The sequence below is a fragment of the Nocardiopsis salina YIM 90010 genome (assembly GCF_000341025.1).
GTDB classification, from domain to species: Bacteria; Actinomycetota; Actinomycetes; order Streptosporangiales; family Streptosporangiaceae; genus Nocardiopsis; species Nocardiopsis salina.
On sequence record NZ_ANBF01000069.1, the window covers coordinates 1 to 17,086 of the forward strand.

Annotated in this window: 13 protein-coding genes and 1 pseudogene; all 14 read left to right on the plus strand. The window is 70.4% G+C overall.

Annotated elements, in window-relative coordinates; translation table 11 throughout:
- The first annotated feature begins 267 nt into the window (after positions 1–267).
- Positions 268–1,269, plus strand: coding sequence for a LacI family DNA-binding transcriptional regulator (locus D474_RS0106760; protein ID WP_026118238.1), 1,002 nt, complete (start codon positions 268–270; stop codon positions 1,267–1,269).
- Positions 1,270–1,374: 105 nt separating this feature from the next.
- Positions 1,375–3,069, plus strand: a complete 1,695-nt coding sequence (araB, locus tag D474_RS0106765; RefSeq protein WP_017612831.1) for a ribulokinase — start codon at positions 1,375–1,377, stop codon at positions 3,067–3,069.
- The gene (locus tag D474_RS0106770; RefSeq protein WP_017612832.1) at positions 3,066–3,725 is read left to right on the plus strand and encodes an L-ribulose-5-phosphate 4-epimerase; all 660 of its coding nucleotides are present in this window, start codon (positions 3,066–3,068) and stop codon (positions 3,723–3,725) included. The genes araB and D474_RS0106770 overlap by 4 nt, the downstream gene beginning before the upstream one ends.
- A gap of 8 nt (positions 3,726–3,733) precedes the next feature.
- Positions 3,734–5,161 (plus strand): L-fucose/L-arabinose isomerase family protein, encoded by a 1,428-nt coding sequence (locus D474_RS0106775; protein WP_017612833.1) that lies wholly within the window; start codon positions 3,734–3,736, stop codon positions 5,159–5,161.
- An 84-nt stretch (positions 5,162–5,245) separates the two neighbouring features.
- Positions 5,246–6,577 carry an extracellular solute-binding protein gene (locus D474_RS0106780; RefSeq protein WP_026118239.1) on the plus strand — a complete coding sequence of 444 codons (1,332 nt, stop codon included), beginning with the start codon at positions 5,246–5,248 and terminating at the stop codon, positions 6,575–6,577.
- A gap of 10 nt (positions 6,578–6,587) precedes the next feature.
- Positions 6,588–7,538, plus strand: a complete 951-nt coding sequence (locus D474_RS0106785) for a carbohydrate ABC transporter permease (RefSeq protein WP_017612835.1) — start codon at positions 6,588–6,590, stop codon at positions 7,536–7,538.
- A 3-nt stretch (positions 7,539–7,541) separates the two neighbouring features.
- Positions 7,542–8,429 carry a carbohydrate ABC transporter permease gene (locus tag D474_RS0106790; RefSeq protein WP_017612836.1) on the plus strand — a complete coding sequence of 296 codons (888 nt, stop codon included), beginning with the start codon at positions 7,542–7,544 and terminating at the stop codon, positions 8,427–8,429.
- A gap of 16 nt (positions 8,430–8,445) precedes the next feature.
- Positions 8,446–9,498, plus strand: a complete 1,053-nt coding sequence (locus D474_RS0106795) for an arabinan endo-1,5-alpha-L-arabinosidase (protein ID WP_017612837.1) — start codon at positions 8,446–8,448, stop codon at positions 9,496–9,498.
- A 92-nt stretch (positions 9,499–9,590) separates the two neighbouring features.
- A complete protein-coding gene (gene arfA / locus D474_RS0106800) occupies positions 9,591–11,111 on the plus strand; it encodes an arabinosylfuranosidase ArfA (protein WP_017612838.1) in 1,521 nt (506 codons plus the stop codon).
- Positions 11,112–11,145: 34 nt separating this feature from the next.
- Positions 11,146–11,592 carry an ABC transporter permease subunit gene (locus tag D474_RS34220; protein ID WP_017612839.1) on the plus strand — a complete coding sequence of 149 codons (447 nt, stop codon included), beginning with the start codon at positions 11,146–11,148 and terminating at the stop codon, positions 11,590–11,592.
- Positions 11,593–11,596: 4 nt separating this feature from the next.
- Positions 11,597–13,484 (plus strand): annotated as a pseudogene (gene dnaG, locus D474_RS27875) (DNA primase).
- 86 nt (positions 13,485–13,570) lie between these two features.
- A complete protein-coding gene (gene rpoD, locus D474_RS0106815) occupies positions 13,571–14,674 on the plus strand; it encodes an RNA polymerase sigma factor RpoD (protein ID WP_083931756.1) in 1,104 nt (367 codons plus the stop codon).
- 127 nt (positions 14,675–14,801) lie between these two features.
- Entirely contained in the window at positions 14,802–16,124 is a 1,323-nt protein-coding gene (locus tag D474_RS0106820) for a glycoside hydrolase family 18 protein (RefSeq protein WP_017612841.1), read from the plus strand.
- Positions 16,125–16,215: 91 nt separating this feature from the next.
- A partial coding sequence (locus D474_RS27880) for an FAD-binding oxidoreductase (protein ID WP_040703126.1) occupies positions 16,216–17,086 on the plus strand: 871 nt, incomplete at its 3' end.

The window sequence follows — 17,086 nt, forward strand, 5'->3', positions numbered from 1 at the left end:
CCGAGGCAACACCCCAGCCCCACACCACAGCCCCACACCACAGAACACCCTCGCTCCCAAGAAACTCTCGTCGCTCGGCGGCGTCGGGGGAGGGCACGTCTGCGGTGCGTCGGACCGCTGAGCCACCGGAGATGTCCAGAACAGAAGCGGACAGAAGGGGGCTTGACGGGGTCGATGTGAACGTTAACACTGTTGCTCGGATCACATGCCCCTCGGTTTCCCGGAGGTGAACGCCTCGTGCCCACGGTCGGCGGCCGCAACCCGGTCATGTCCGACGTCGCCAAGGTCGCCGGAGTTTCCCATCAGACCGTCTCGCGTGTGGTCAACGGCCACCCGAACGTGCGCGAGGAGACCGTCGCGCGGGTGCGCCGTGCCATCTCCGAGCTCGGTTATCACCCCAACTCCACGGCCCGTGCACTGGTGACGCGGCGGACCAACGTGCTCGGCGCCCTGGCTGTGGACACCACCCTGTTCGGCCCGTCCCAGACCCTGGCCGGCATCGAACGGGCCGCCCGTGAGGCGGGGTACTTCCTCAGCATCGTCTCGGCCGACGACCCCAGCCCTCACGGGGTCGCCGAGGCCATGAACCACCTCGTCCAGCAGTCCGTGGAGGGGTGCGTGGCCATCGCGCCCCAACGCGAACTCGTCCATGCCCTGGCCGCTCTTCCCGGCCCCCGCCCCCTCGTGGCGGTCGAAGGGGGAGAGGGCGCCGGGTTCCCGGTCGCCGGCGTCGACCAGGAACAGGGCGCTCGCGAGGCCGTGCGCCACCTGCTCGACCTGGGACACCGCACCGTGCACCACATCTCCGGCCGCTCCGACTGGCTGGAGGCCGAGGCACGTGTGCACGGATGGCGCGAGGAGCTCCGCGCCGCAGGGCGCACGGTCACCGAGGCCCTGCCCGGCGACTGGAGTCCGCGCTCGGGGCACGAGCTCGGCCGCCGACTGGTCGAGCTCCGGGACGAGGGGGAGGAGATCACGGCCGTCTTCGTGGCCAACGACCAGATGGCCGTCGGTGTGCTCAAGGCTCTGCACGACGCGGGGCTCAGCGTGCCCGGCGACGTCAGTGTCGTGGGCTTCGACGACATCCCCGAGGCCGCCTACCTCACGCCGGGCCTGACCACCGTCGCCCAGGACTTCACCCGCGTCGGCACCGCCGCCCTCGAACTGCTCCTGGGTGCTCTCGATGCACCCTCCACCGATGCCCCCGCCGACCGGACCGTGCCCGCGGCGCTCCGCGTGCGCGGCTCCAGCGCCCCGCCGCCCGCCTGACCCCGCCCTCTACCCCCTGCCCCTTCCTCAGCGCCGTGCCCGGACCCGCACGGAGCTCCGCCCCCCACGACCGCTGCTCGGATTCCGTAGCGGAGGAAGGTCCGTATGCCTCAGAATGTGAGCGCTCACAAACCGCACGGGGACGCCGTCGCCGTCGGTATCGACTTCGGAACCCTCTCCGGGCGTGCCGTCGTCGTCCGCGTTTCCGACGGGGCCGAGCTCGGGTCCGCCGTGCACCCCTACCGCCACGGCGTCATCACCGACCGGCTGCCGGAGAGCAGCGTCCCCCTGCCCGTGGAGACCGCCCTCCAGGACCCCGAGGACCATCGGCAGATCCTGAGCCGGGCCGTGCCCGCAGCCCTCCGTGAGGCCGGGGCTGACCCCGCACAGGTGATCGGCGTGGGCACCGCCTTCACCGCCAGCACCTGCATGCCCGTCACCGCCGACGGTGTTCCTCTGTGCGAGGTCGCCCCCTACAGACACCGGCCGCACGCCTGGCCCAAGCTCTGGCGCCACCACGCCGCCCAACCCGAGGCCGATGCAATCAACGCCCTGGCCGCTGAACGCGGCGAACCCTGGCTACCGCGCTACGGAGGCCGCATCTCCTCCGAGTGGCAGATCGCCAAGGCCCTCCAGGTCGTTCGGGAGGATCCCGACGTCTACCACCGCGCCGACCGGTGGATCGAGGCCGCCGACTGGGTCGTCTGGCAGCTCTGCGGCACCGAGACCCGCAACATCTGCACCGCCGGGTACAAGGGCCAGTACCAGGACGGCGCCTGGCCCTCCCGTGACTTTTTCGGTGCTCTCCACCCCGAGTTCACCGACTTCGCCCGCGACAAACTCGAGCACCCCCTGTCCCAGCTCGGCGACCGGGCCGGGACCCTGACCGCCGAGGCGGCCGCCCGCACAGGCCTTCCCGAGGGTGTTCCCGTCGCGGTCGGCAACGTCGACGCCCACGTCACCGCGGCCACCGCCCGCACCACGGGGTCGGGCCGGATGCTCGCCATCATGGGCACCAGCACCTGCCACGTCATGAACTCCGACGTCCTGGCCGAGGTTCCTGGGATGTGCGGTCAGGTCCTCGGCGGCATCGTGCCCGGAGTCTGGGGCTATGAGGCCGGGCAGAGCGGTGTGGGGGACATCTTCGCCTGGTTCGCCGACAACCACGCACCGCCCGAGGTCCACGAACAGGCCAGGGAACGCGGCACGTCGGTCCACGACGTCCTCGCCGAACAGACCGCCGACGATCCCGTGGGCGCGCACGGACTCCTCGCACTGGACTGGCACAGCGGGAACCGCTCCGTCCTCGTCGACCACGACCTCTCCGGGGTCGTGGCCGGGCTCACCCTCTCCACCCGCCCCGCCGAGATCTACCGCGCCCTGGTGGAAGCCACGGCCTTCGGAACCCGCACCATCGTCGAGGCCTTCGAGAAGGCCGGCGTGCCCGTGCACGACTTCACCGTCGCCGGCGGCATGGTCGAACACCCCCACGTCCTGCGCATCTACGCCGACGTCCTCGGCCGGCCCCTGCGTCTGGTCTCCTCCGGCCTCGCCTGTGCCGTCGGCGCCGCCATCCACGGTGCCGTCGCGGCCGGGGCCCACCCGGACATCCACACCGCCTCCGCCGCCATGGGCGGGGTGCGCGAAGAAACCGTCGACCCGGACCCCGAGCGCACCGCCGCCTACGAGGAGCTCTACGCCCTCTACACCGAACTGCACGACCACTTCGGCCGTGGCGGGACCCGGAGCCTCCACCGCCTGCGCGACATCCGCAACACCGCCCGGAAGGAGATCACGTGAGCGACCTCCGCGATCTGCGAACACAGGTCTGCGACCTGCACGCCCAGCTGACCCGCTGGGACCTGGTCGCATGGACCAGCGGAAACATCTCAGCGCGCGTCCCCGGCACGGACCGCATGGTGATCAAGGCCAGCGGCGTGTCCTACGACGACCTGGCACCCGAGCACATGGTCGAATGCGACCTGCACGGCCGAGCCGTGCACGAGGGCGGCTGCACCCCGTCCAGCGACACCGAGGCCCACGCCTACGTGTACCGGGCGCTGCCCCACGTCGGTGGTGTCGTCCACACCCACAGCCCCTACGCCACCGCCTGGGCCGCCCGCGGCGAGTCCATCCCGTGCACGGTCACCGCGATGGCCGACGAGTTCGGCGGCGACATCCCTCTGGGCCCCTTCGCCCGGATCGGCGACGACTCCATCGGCCGAGGGATCGTCGCCACCCTGGAGAACCATCGCTCGCCCGCCGTGCTCATGGACCGCCACGGCGTCTTCACCGTCGGAGCCACCCCCCAGGACGCGGTCAAGGCCGCCGTCATGTGCGAGGACGTGGCTCGCACGCTCCACCTGGCACGCCAGCACGGGCCCCTCGAACGGCTCCCCCAGGAGGACATCGACGCCCTCCACGACCGCTACCGCAACGTCTACGGCCAGAAGTGAGAACACCAGTGCCTGCACTCCCCGAACCCCCGCGCACCCTGACGGCCCCGCGTCCCCGGATCGGGCTCCTCGGAATCATGCAGCCCCTCTACGACGCGATGCTGCCCGGCATCACCGACCACCAGGCCGCCTATGCCCAGCAGGTCGCCGACCGTCTCTCGGACGCCGTCGACTGGACGGTCGCTCCGCCGGTGCGCGGCCGCGAGGACGCCGAACAGGCTGTGCGCGACCTCGAGAACGCCGACCTCGACGGGGTCCTCGTCGTCATGCTCACCTATGGGCCGTCCCTGCGCGTCACCGGGGCTCTGACACGCACCCGCCTGCCCCTGGCCCTTGCGAACATCCAGCCGGACCCGGCCGTCACCCCCGAGTGGGACATGGCCGACATGACCTACAACCAGGGCATCCACGGGGCACAGGACACCGCCAACGCACTGGTCAGGGCCGGGCGGCGCTTCGAGGTGATCAGCGGTGACTGGCAGAGCCGCCAGTTCGCCGACCGGGTCGACCGCTGGGCCCGCGCGGCCCGGGCCGCCACCGGGCTCCGTCGCCTCAAGGTCGGCGTGTTCGGCTACCCCATGAACGGCATGGGAGACGCCCGTGTGGACGAGACCGCGCTCCTGCGTGCCCTCGGTCCCGAGGTCGAGGTCATCGCTCCCGGCGCCCTGTACCGCACCGCCGCGGCTCTCGGCAAGACCGAGGTCTCCGAGCTCATGTCGTGGGAGGACGACGCCTTCGAGGTCGATCCCCGCCTGTCGGACAAGGAACGCGAGGACCACGCCCGCATGCAGCTCGGAATCGAGCAGCTGCTCGTCGAACGCGGGTGCCACGCCTACTCCACCCACTTCGACGCGATCGGAGAGGACGGGCGCTTCGACCGCCTGCCCATGGCAGCCGCCTCCACCCTCATGGCCCAGGGATACGGGTTCGCCGGCGAGGGCGACATCCTGGCCGCCACTGTCGTGCGTGCCGGACACATGCTCGCCCCCGACGCGCACTTCACCGAGATGTATGCGATGGACTTTCCTTCCGACTCGATCCTCATGAGTCACATGGGCGAGGGGAACTGGCGGGTAGCACGCGAGGACGAACCGCTGCGCCTGATCAAACGCCCGCTCGACATCGGCGGCCTGTCCGACCCGCCCACCGTGCTGTTCCGCTACCGGACCGGCCCGGCGACCCTCGCGTCCCTGGTGGCGCTCGGCGGGGAACGGTTCCGCCTCGTGGTCTCCGAGGGCGAGGTCATCGACGCGCCGACCCTGCCCGCCCTGGAGATGCCCTACGGGCAATACCGTCCCGACACCGGCGTCGAGGCTTGCACCGAGGGATGGCTCCGCGCGGGCGGGACCCACCACATGGCCATGCACACCGGGCACCGGGCACGCGACTGGCAGGCCCTGTGCTCTCTCACCGGAATCGAGTACGTACGGGTCTGACCCGGCGCCCCGGCGCCCCGGCGCCTCACCCCCCACGAAGGGCTCCGGGCGGGCCCTTCCACCCCCCAGCGCAAGGAGCACACCATGCGCGAAGCACCATCGCAGTACCGGCCCTCCCAACCCCCTGTCCCGGGACCCGGACGCAGGGCCTTCCTCGCCGGAACACTGGCCGCCGCAGGGCTGGCCGCTGCTGGCTGTGGCCCGGCCGAAAGCCTCGCATCCGGACGCACCCCCCTGCGCCAGTGGAACCCCTTCGGCGGAGGCGACGGCCTGCGGATGCTGGACATGCACGAAACGTACGAAGCCGAGCACCCCGGCATCGACTTGCGCGCCACCACCTTCGAGTGGGGAGCACCCTTCTACACCAAGGTCGCCATGGGTGCGGCCGGGGGCCGGGGCGCCGACATCGCCGCAGTCCACGTGTCGCGGTTGGAAAGCTTGGCGCCCGGGAAGCTGCTGGACCCCATCGACCAGGCGATGCTGGCCGACACGGGTATAGGAGAGGCCGACTTCCTGCCCAACATCTGGAGGGAGTGCTTCTTCGGCGGAGAGCTCTACGCCATCCCTCTCGACACCCACCTCCTCGTCCAGTTCTACAACCTGGACGTGTGCCGACAGGCGGGGCTGCTCGACTCCGACGACCGGCTCGTCCCCCTCGACAACCTGGACACCTATCTCGACGCCCTCCGGGAGATCCAGGACGTCACGGGTGCCTACGGACTGTCCCTGGACACCTGGGGACCCTGGGTCAACTTCTGGACCCTGTACCGGCAGCAGGACGGCGAACTCACCTTCTACGAGGACGGGTACGAGTGGGACGAGGACAAGGCGATGGCCGCCCTGGAGCTCCTCTACCGCCTCTCGGAGGAGGGGCTGGCCCCGCGCGTGTCCGAGGGGGCCGACACCTCAGCCAACCTGGCCAACGGCCGGTCCGGGCTCATGATCCACGGCAACTGGGAGATGTCCACGCTGCAGGCCGCCGGCACGGATTTCTCCGTCACCCAGTTCCCCAACCTGTTCGGCAACCATCGGACCCGCGGGGACACGCACTGCTACGTGCTCCCTCATCAGCGCGACCGTGACGGGGAACGCACTCGCGCGGCACTGGAGTACGCGGCCTGGATGCTGCGAAACAGCCTCTCCTGGTCAGAGGGGGCCGGCCACATCCCGGCCTACCGGCCCGTGGCCGAGAGTGCCGAGTACGACGCGCTGCACCCGCAGTCGGAGTACCGCGAAGCCGCCGAGAACGTGCAGTTCGAGCCCGAAGCCTGGTTCAGCGGCTCGGCGGGGCGGCTCCAGGACGAGGCCACCGGCCCGATCACGGCGCTGCACCAAGGCACCCGGACACCCGATGAGGCCTTGGAACAGCTCAAACGGACCTTCCGCATGCTGACCGACGTACCGGCGCCGGTGTAGGGGGTGGCACGTGGCTCGCGACAGCTCTGACAACGACGCAACACCGGCGGCGGACACCGGCACGGCAGGGCGGGGCAACGTCACCGTGGACGTGCGCCGAAAGCCTGCCAACTGGACGGGACTATGGTTCGTCCTGCCCTTCCTCGCTTTCTACCTGCTGTTCTTGGTCTGGCCGGCCGTGGTCGGGCTGGGATACAGCTTCACCGACCGCAGCCTCGCGGGTGGCCCGGTCTCCTTCGTCGGGCTCGACAACTGGCGGGAGGCCCTCACCGACCCTGCCCTGCACGAGTCGCTGTGGAACACTCTGGTGTTCACCGCCCTGAGCGTGCCGGTCATGGTCCTGCTCGCGCTCGGCCTGGCACTGATCACCGACCACGCCCGGCGCCTGGGCTGGTTCCTGAGGCTGTCCTTCTTCGCTCCCTTCGTCCTGCCCGTCGTCGTGATGGCTCTCATCTGGGAGTGGATGTACAACCCCAGCCTGGGCCTGTTCAACAGCATCCTGGGGCAGATGGGCCTGGAGGGCTCGCAGTGGCTGTTCAGCGAGGACACGGCCATGCTCTCGGTGGTCATCGCCACCGCGTGGTGGCAGGTGGGCTTCAACTACCTGCTCTACCTGGCGGCCATGCAGTCCATCCCCAAGGACCTCTACGAGGCCGCCTCGATCGACGGTGCGGGGGCCTGGCAGCGGGTGGGGCGGATCACCCTTCCGATGTTGCGCCGCACCACCGTGCTCATCACCGTCCTACAGCTCATCGGCTCGCTGCGCGTGTTCGAGCAGATCTACCTCATGACCGGGGGCGGACCGAACTTCGCCACCCGCACGATCATCCAGTACATCTACGACTCCGGGTTCGTGGGCCTGCGCATCGGCCTGGCCTCGTCCATGGCCTACGTGTTCATGGTCCTGATCGTGGTCGCCTCCATCGCACAGTTCCACTTCTTCGCCCGGCGGGAGGACTGACCGATGGCCACCACAGCACCGTCCTCCGCTCCGGCCGCGCGCGCCGGGAGGGCCGGGCCCTCCCGGCGCCGGCGCCCGCCCGTCGGCGCCCTCGCCCTGTACACGGTCGCCTTCCTTGCGGCGTTGGCCTGGCTCCTCCCCCTCGCCTGGGCCTTTGCCACCTCGATCAAACCCGAGGGCGAAACCACCGAGATGCCGCCCACCTGGTTCACGTCCAACCCGACCTTCGAGGCGTACCTGGACGTGCTCGGGCGTGGCGACATCATCCAGTGGACCGTGAACTCTCTGGTCACCACCGCTCTCGTCACCGTGCTCACTCTGATCGTGTGCGTACTTGCCGCCTACGGGTTTTCCCGGTTCGACTTCCGGGGCCGCCCCTGGCTGTTCGCGCTCATCATCGGTGGCATCCTCATCCCGCCGCAGACCCTCATCGTGCCCCAGTTCATCCTCATGACGCAGCTGGGCCTGGTCGACACCTACTGGGGGATCGCCCTGCCGCAGGTCGTGACCCCGGTGTTCGTCTTCATCCTCAAGCGCTTCTTCGACGCGATCCCACGGGACTACGAGGACGCCGCCAAGATGGACGGGGCCGGGCCGCTACGCGTCCTGTGGAGCGTCGTCCTGCCCCTGTCCCGCCCCATCCTCGCGGCGGTGGGGATCTTCACCTTCATCGGAGCCTGGAACAACTTCCTGTGGCCGTTCCTGGTGACCACGGCCCCGGAGATGATGACGCTCCCCGTGGGGATGGGCACCGTCATGGGCGGTTACGGCATCCAGTACGCCCAGGTGATGGCCTCGGCGGTGCTGGGCGCACTCCCGCTCCTCATCGTTTTCCTGCTCTTCCAACGACACATCGTCACCGGCGTGGCCGGTGCCGGTATCAAGGGCTGAAGGGAGCCACCGCACCATGAACCCCTCCGTGCGGGCACTGACCGCGGCCGGCGCCGCGCTCGTGCTGTTGACCTCGTTCGCACCGTCGGCGGTGGCCCAGGACTGGGACCGTCCGCCCAACAACCCGGGCCTGCCCGTGGCAGGGCACCAACCCGACGACATCCACCCCTTCGCCGGCGGCCTGCGCGTGCACGACCCCGCACTGCACGTCGAGGAGACCGGGGGAGAGCAGTACGTCTTCGGCACCGGCAACGCCGAGATCAACGACGGCACGATCCAGGTGCGGCACTCGCCCGACGGCGAGCACTGGACCATGGTCGGCACCGTCTGGGAGACGATCCCCGATTGGGTCAGGGAAACCGTGCCCGGGGTCGAGACGCTCTGGGCGCCCGAGATCCACGAGTCCGGCGGCACGTACTACCTCTATTACGGGGCCTCCACCTTCGGTGACAACCAGTCCGTCATCGGTCTGGCGACCAACACCACCCTGGACCCCGAACACCCCGACCACGAGTGGGTCGACCAGGGTCCGGTGCTGGAGTCGAACCAGGGCGACGACTTCAACGCCATCGACCCGGAGATCGTCGAGGACACCCAGGGGCGGTACTGGATGGCCTTCGGTTCCTACTGGAGCGGCATCCACATGGTCGAGCTCGACTGGCCCGGCGGAAAGATCGCCGAGGGAGCCCAGAGGCACCACCTGGCCGACCGGCAGGACTCGACCAACGCGGTGGAGGCCGCCACGATCGTCCACCACGACGGTCACTACTACCTCTTCGTCTCCTGGGACACCTGCTGCGAGGCCGGCGCGGACTACAAGATCGCCGTCGGCAGGTCCACGGACGTCATCGGCCCCTACCTCGACGCCGAGGGCGTGCCCCTGCTGGAGGGCGGCGGAACCGTTCTCGTCGGCGAGGACGGCACCATCACCGGCTCCGGGGGCCAGTCGATCGACGACGGCCTGCTCGCCTACCACTACTACGACACCGACCTCGGTCCCGACCTCGACTTCCGACTCGCCCTGAGGCCGCTGCAGTGGACCGCGGACGGCTGGCCCGCCCTCGACTGATCCGGCTCCGGCCGATCCCGAACCGATCCCCGGGGCCCGGCCCTCGGGCCCCGGGCCACCCCCCGAAACGTTCGCCGAACAAGGAGGACAGCATGCTCCACGCCTCGCTCACCGCCCACCCCGACCACGTCGTCGGCCCCGTCCACCGCCGCACCTTCGGGTCCTTCGTCGAGCACATGGGCCGGTGCGTCTACACGGGCATCTACGAACCCGACCACCCCACAGCCGATGCCGACGGGTTCCGCGGCGACGTCGCCGATCTCGTGCGCGAACTCGGCGTCACCACCGTCCGCTATCCGGGTGGCAACTTCGTCTCCGGGTACCGCTGGGAGGACGGCATCGGCCCGAAGGAGAACCGCCCAGTCCGGCGCGACCTCGCCTGGCACAGCCTCGAGACCAACCAGTTCGGCCTCGACGAGTTCGCCACCTGGTGCCGCCGGCTCGGCATCGAACCGATGATGGCCCTCAACCTGGGCACCCGCGGCCTCCAGGAAGCCCTCGACCTGCTCGAATACTCCAACCACCCCAGCGGCACACACCTGTCCGACCTGCGGGCCGCCCACGGGCACCCCGAACCGCACGACTTCCGCATGTGGTGCCTGGGCAACGAGATGGACGGCCCCTGGCAGGTCGGTCACCTGGACGCCCGCACCTACGGGCGTGAGGCCGGCCGCGTCGCCCGCGCCATGCGCATGGCCGACCGCGACCTGGAACTGGTCGTCTGCGGCAGCTCCGGCCCGGGCATGGCGACCTTCGGCTCCTGGGAGGACACGGTCCTGGAGGAGACCTACGACGCCGTCGACCACATCTCCCTGCACGTCTACTACCAGGAGCACGACGGCGACCTCGGCAGTTTCCTCGCCTCCGCCGCGGACATGGACCGCTTCATCGACTCCGTCGCGGCCACCGCAGATGCCGTCGGCGCACGGCTGCGCGACCCGAAGAAGATCCAGCTCTCCTTCGACGAGTGGAACGTCTGGTACCAGAGCGACCACCACGCCGAGGTCGCCGCCCGTTCCGACGACGACTGGCCCGTCGCACCCCGGGTGATCGAGGACCGCTACAACGCCGCCGACGCCGTCGTGGTCGGCAACATGCTCATCAGCCTGCTCCGCCACAGCGACCGTGTCACCGCCGCCTGCCAGGCGCAGCTGGCCAACGTCATCGCGCCGATCATGACCGAACCCGGCGGCCCGGCCTGGCGCCAGAGCATCTTCCACCCCTTCGCGCACACCGCGAGCACCGCTGCGGGGAACGTCCTGCACACCGAACTCGACAGCCCCGTGTACGGGACCGCACGCCACGGCGAGGTCCCCGTGGCCGATGCCGTCATAACCCACGACCCCGAGCAGGGCACCGCGACCCTGTACGCCGTCAACCGGTCGGTCGGGACCCCGCTCACGCTCAGCGCCGACCTGCGCACCCTGGCCCCCTTCTCGGTCGCACAGGCCCGGGTCCTCGCCGAGGACGACCCCTACGCCGTCAACACCATGGACGACCCCGACCGGGTGGCTCTGCGCGAGGCCGAGGACATCGAGCTCGAACACGGTCGCCTCACCGCCGTCCTTCCCCCGGTCTCCTGGACCGCCGTCACTCTCACGACCGCCCCCTGACCCCGGCCGGCCCCGATCCGATTTCACAACACCGGTGGAAGGACCCCCGTGCCACGCCACCGGACTCAACTCGGCCACCCCCGGGGCCGGAACCATGTTCGAGCTCGACGCGATCGCCGCGGCCTTCATCGGCGGTGCCTCCGCCGGGGGAGGGGTCGGCACCATCGTCGGGGCCGTCATCGGGGCCCTGGTCATGGGCGTGCTCAACAACGGGATGTCGCTCGTCGGCCTCGGCGTGGACCGGCAGCAGCTCATCAAGGGCCTGGTGCTGCTCCTCGCGGTCGCCTTCGACGTGCACAACAAGCGCCGCGCAGTCGGCCGGCTCCGTCGCGCCGACCCGGTCCCGGAACCGCAGGTGGGGGAGAGGTCGCTCACCGGGCGGCCCCGGAACCTGCCCCGGTCCGGCCCAGTCGCAGGGGCGCCGCCCGGCCGCCCGAGCGCGACCGGGCGGCGCGAACGTCGCCGGGGCGAACTACCCTGAGACCGTGGCTGGCCGGATCAAGGACGAAGACATCGCACTCGTGCGCGAGCGCGCCCCCATCGCCGACGTGGTGGGCGAGTACCTCCAGTTGCGCAACGCGGGAGGTGGCTCGCTCAAGGGGCTGTGCCCCTTCCACGACGAGAAGTCGCCCTCGTTCAACGTCACCCCCTCCAAGAACCTGTTCTACTGCTTCGGTTGCCAGGAGGGTGGCGACGTCATCCGTTTCGTGCAGCAGATCGACAGCCTCAGCTTCACCGAGGCCGTCGAGTCCCTGGCGCGGCAGAGCGGGATCCAGCTGCGGTACGAGTCCGGTGAGGGCCGCAGCACCCGCCGGGACGAGAACAAGCGCCAACGGCTGGTGGAAGNAAGCGCACAAGGCCGCCGCCGAGTTCTACGCCCAGCACCTGTTCCGCTCGGCCGAGGGCGTCGTCGCGCGGAGGTTCCTCGACGACCGGGGGTTCGTGGGCGCCCACGCAGAACGCTTCGGCCTCGGTTACGCCCCGCCCGGCTGGGAGAACCTCGTCGGCCATCTGCGCGGCAAGGGCTTCACCGACAGGGAACTCGTCGAGGGCGGGCTCGCCAGCCAGGGCCGCCGCGGTGCCTACGACCGTTTCCGCAACCGTGTGCTCTGGCCGATCCGCGAGGTCACCGGCGAGGTGGTCGGGTTCGGAGCGCGCAAGCTCGCCCCGGACGAGGACGGCCCCAAGTACCTCAACTCCCCGGAGAGCCCCATCTTCCACAAGGGGCGCATCCTCTACGGCCTCGACCTGGCCAAGCGCCAGATCTCCCGCTCGGGCAAGGCGATCGTCGTCGAGGGGTACACCGACGTCATGGCCTGCCACCTGGCGGGGGAGGACACCGCGGTCGCCACGTGCGGCACCTCCTTCGGTGAGGACCACGTCAAGATCCTGCGGCGCATGCTCCTGGGCCGCTCCAACCAGGGCGGCAGGGTCGTCTTCACCTTCGACGGCGACAAGGCCGGTCAGAAGGCCGCGGCCCGCGCGTTCTCCGAGGAGCACGCGTTCTCGTCCGAGACCTACGTGGCCATCCAGCCCGACGGCCTCGACCCGGGTGACCTGTGGCTCAAGCAGGGCGCGCAGTCGATCACCGACCTGGTCGACAGCGCCATGCCCATGTACGAGTTCAAGATCAAGGACGTCATCGACGGCTACGACCTCGACACCCCCGAGAGCCGCATGGCCGCGCTCGAGGCGGCGGCGCCCGTGGTCGCGAGCATCCGCGACGAGGGTGTGCGCAAGGGCTGGGGCAAGAACCTCGACCGCTGGATCGGGCTCATGGACGAGAAGTACGTCCTGCAGCGCGTCAACCAGCACATGCGCCGCGGGCCCGTGCGCGGCAGGGGGCCGGTGCGCCCCGCCCCGGTTCCGGACGCTGCCGGGGCCGCCCCCTACGACCTCAACGACCCGTCGGTGCAGCGCGAACGCCAGGCACTCAAGCTGGCACTGAAGTACCCGGACCTGGCCCAGGACTTCGACCGTTTCGTGGAGGAGGACTTCACCGTCCCGCAGCACCGGGAGATCCTGCGGCTCGTGGTCGAACACGGCGGCGTCGCAGCTGCGGTGCAGGACCCCCAGGGGTGGATCCACCGGCTGCGCGACAGTGCGCCCGGGGAGGCCCAGCGCAATCTCCTGGCCAACCTCACCGCCGAGCCCCTGGAGTTCTATGGAGAAGTCGACGGGCATTTCGCGCGACAAATGCTGGGCACAATCAGGACTCATTCCATCAATCGCCGCGAGGCAAACCTGAAATCGGAGCTCGCCCGTATCGACGCGGCCGCCGACCCCGAGGAACACACCCGTGTCTTCACCGAGCTCCTCGCCCTCGGCCAGCAGAAACGCGCCCTGCAGGAGGAGCTCTCCGCCGGGGGGTAGCGCGAAGGTGACAATAATGAGTCTCCCTTTTTCGGGGTGACTCCGGGCACAATGTAGGCGTGGCTCCCACAGTTGTGACCAACGAGATGCCGCCCGTCCGACAGGTGCTCCGGGCGCTGCCCGGCGAGGGCCGGAGAACGGTCACGCGTGACGAGGTCGCCGCCGCCCTGGAACGCCTGGGCTCGTCCTCACAGGCCCTGGACCGCGCGGTGGTCCACCTCACCCGAGCGGGGATCGAGGTCACCGAGGCCGAGGAGGCCGACCCACGGCCGGAGGCCGACCGGCGCAGCGGCTCCGACCTGGTCCGCCTCTACCTCCGGGAGATCGGCCAGGTCCCCCTCCTGACCGCCGAGGAAGAGGTCGACCTGGCCAAGGCCATCGAGGCCGGCCTCTACGCCTCACGCTGCACCGCCGGCCCGGCCGGCCGCACCGCCGAGGAGCTCGGTGCCCTCGTGGAGGAGGGCCGCCGCGCCAAACGCCGCCTCACCGAGGCCAACCTCCGACTGGTCGTGTCCATAGCCAAGCGCTACATGGGGCGCGGGCTGCTCTTCCTGGACCTCATCCAGGAGGGCAACCTCGGCCTCATCCGCGCTGTGGAGAAGTTCGACTACACCAAGGGTTTCAAGTTCTCCACCTATGCCACGTGGTGGATACGCCAGGCCATCACGCGTGCGATCGCCGACCAGGCCCGCACCATCCGCATTCCGGTGCACATGGTGGAGACCATCAACCGCCTGGTCCGCCTGCAGCACCAGCTCCACCAGCAGCTGGGCCGCGAGCCCGACATCGAGGAGCTCTCCTCCGCAGCGGGGTTCGGCGGTGAGCGGGTGCTGGAGATCCAGCGCATCGCCCGCGAACCGGTCTCCCTGCACACCCCCATCGGGGACGAGGAGTCCGACTTCGGGGAGTTCATCGAGGACTCCGACGCGGTCGTGCCGGTCGAGGCGGCCGCCTTCACCCTGCTGCAGGAACGCCTGCGCAGCCTCCTGGGCGACCTGTCCGACCGGGAGCAGCGGGTGATCCGGCTGCGCTTCGGCATGGTCGACGGCCGCCCGCGCACGCTGGAGGAGGTCGGACGCGAGTTCGGTGTGACCCGCGAACGCATCCGGCAGATCGAGGCCAAGACCCTCGCAAAGCTGCGCCACCCCTCGCGGGCCGGGCCCCTGAAGGACTTCCTGCGCGGCGAATGAATCCCGGACGGCCGGTACCGAACGTACGGGGGCCGCCCGGGGTTCCCGTTCCGGACGATCGTCCTCATGTGGCCGACCGGGGCCGCACGGGGGGTGCCCGGCGGCGATTCCCCCTACGGTCGGGAGGGTGAACGCCTCCCGCCAACCGCCGCGCCCGTCCCCGCAGGGACGCAGGCCGCTCCTGATCGCTCTGGGCGCGGCCATCGCCGCGGCCCTCCTCGTCACTGGGTATTTCATCGTGAAGGACGACCGCGAACCCGAACGCATCGGGTACTTCGCCGACTGGAACGTCGCCAACCGGGGTTTCACCGTCAAGGACCTCGAGGACAACGGCTCCGCCGAGCGCCTCACCCGCTTGATGTGGGCGTTCGGCGACATCGGTTCCGACGGGCTCTGCCATATCCCCGAGGACAACCACGACCAGCCGTGGGAGCTCTACCAGCGGCGTTACGAAGCCGCCGAGAGCGTGGACGGGCAGGCCGACAGCTACGAACAGGAGCTGGCCGGGAGCCTCAACCAACTGCGACTGCTGCGCGAACGCCACCCGCAGCTCGGAGCGAGCCTGTCGCTGGGCGGGTGGAACTGGTCCACCCACTTCTCCGACGCGGCGCGCACGGCGGAGTCGCGCTCGGCCTTCGTGGCCTCGTGCCTGGATCTGTGGCTGCGCGGCGATCTGCCCGAGTACGACGGGGAACCCCAGGGCGGGGCCGGGGCGGCGCTCGGGGTCTTCGACGGCATCGACCTCGACTGGGAGTGGCCGGGCGGGCAGGGGCACGAGGACAACGTCGAGCACCCCGACGACGCGGAGAACTTCACGCTGCTGGTGGCCGAGTTCCGGGAGCAGCTCGACGAGCTCTCCGAGGAGACCGGGCAGGACTACACGCTCTCGGTGTCGCTGCCGGCGGGGGAGGAGCACGCCGAGGCCTACGACGCGGAGATCTTCGACCTGGTCGACCTCGCCACGGTCCAGGGGTACGACCTGGCCGGGCCCTGGAACGAGGAGACCGCCTTCCACTCCAACCTCCACGCGCCGGTGCACGCGCCCGACGCCGACAGCGCCGACGCCGCCGTGCACCGGTACCTCGACCTGGGCGCCGACCCCGAACACCTGGTGTTGGGTCTGCCTGCGTTCGGCCGCGGCTGGCAGGGCGTGGGCGGCGACGGCGGACCGGGCCAACCGGCTGAGCCTGCGGAGGACGCCTACGACGGGCCCACGGCGGCCTTCGCCGACCTGGAGGAGATGGGCGGGCGCCGCCACCTCGACGAGGACGCCGGCGCCTTCTGGGTATTCGACGGCGACGAGTGGTGGACCTACGACAACCCCGAGGTGGTCTCCCTCAAGGGCGAGTACGTGCGCGACGAGGGCCTGGGCGGGCTCATGGTCTGGAACCTGGACATGGACGCGGAGGGCGGCCTCGTCCGCTCCATGGACGAGTCCCTGCGCGACTGATCACCGGCCCGATCGGTGCCGGGGCGGGATCGCCGATGTGCGGGGCGCGGCAGGGTTGCGGCGCCCTGACCGCGCCCGTCACGCTGTGCGCATGGCCGACACCTTGAACACGACCTCCCGCCCGGGCACCGCTGAGCTGCAGAACGCCCTGGAGAGCCGGGTGCAGGGCACCGTCTCCTTCGACGCCGGCACCCGCGCCCTCTACACCTCTGACGCCTCCAACTACCGCCGCGTCCCCCTGGCCGTCGTCCTGCCCGAGACGGTGGAGGACTGCGTCGCGGCTGTGCGCACCTGCGCCGAGCACGGGGTACCGGTCGTGCCCCGCGGCGGCGGGACCTCGATCGCCGGCAACGCCGTCGGAACCGGCGTGGTCGTGGACACCTCCCGCCACCTGCGGGCCATCGAGGAGATCGACCCACAGGCCCGCACGGCCACCGTCCAGCCCGGTGTGATCCTGGACGACCTGCGCAAGGCCACCGCCCGCCACGGCCTCACCTTCGCGCCCGACCCCTCGACCCACAGCCGGTGCACCATCGGCGGCATGGTCGGCAACAACGCGTGCGGCTCCCACTCGGTGGCATGGGGGACCACCGCCGACAACATCGTCTCCCTCGACGTGCTCCTCGCCGACGGCACCCGCATGACGGTCGGATCCAGCGACACCGACGAGGACTTCGCCGCGCTCGCCCGCCGCCCCGGACGCGAGGGCAAGGTCTACGCCGCCCTGGCCGCGCTCGTCGAACGCCACCGCGCTGAACTGCGCACCGACATGCCCCAGTTCCGCCGCCGCGTCTCCGGCTACTCCCTCGACCGCCTCCTGCCGGAGAAGGGCCGGGACCTGGCCGCCGCCCTCGTCGGTACCGAGGGCACGTGCGTGTTCGTGCTCGGGGCGACCGTGCGGCTCGTGGGGTCTCCGCCGGCCCGCGCGCTGGCGGTGGTCGGCTACCCCGACGCCCCCGCCG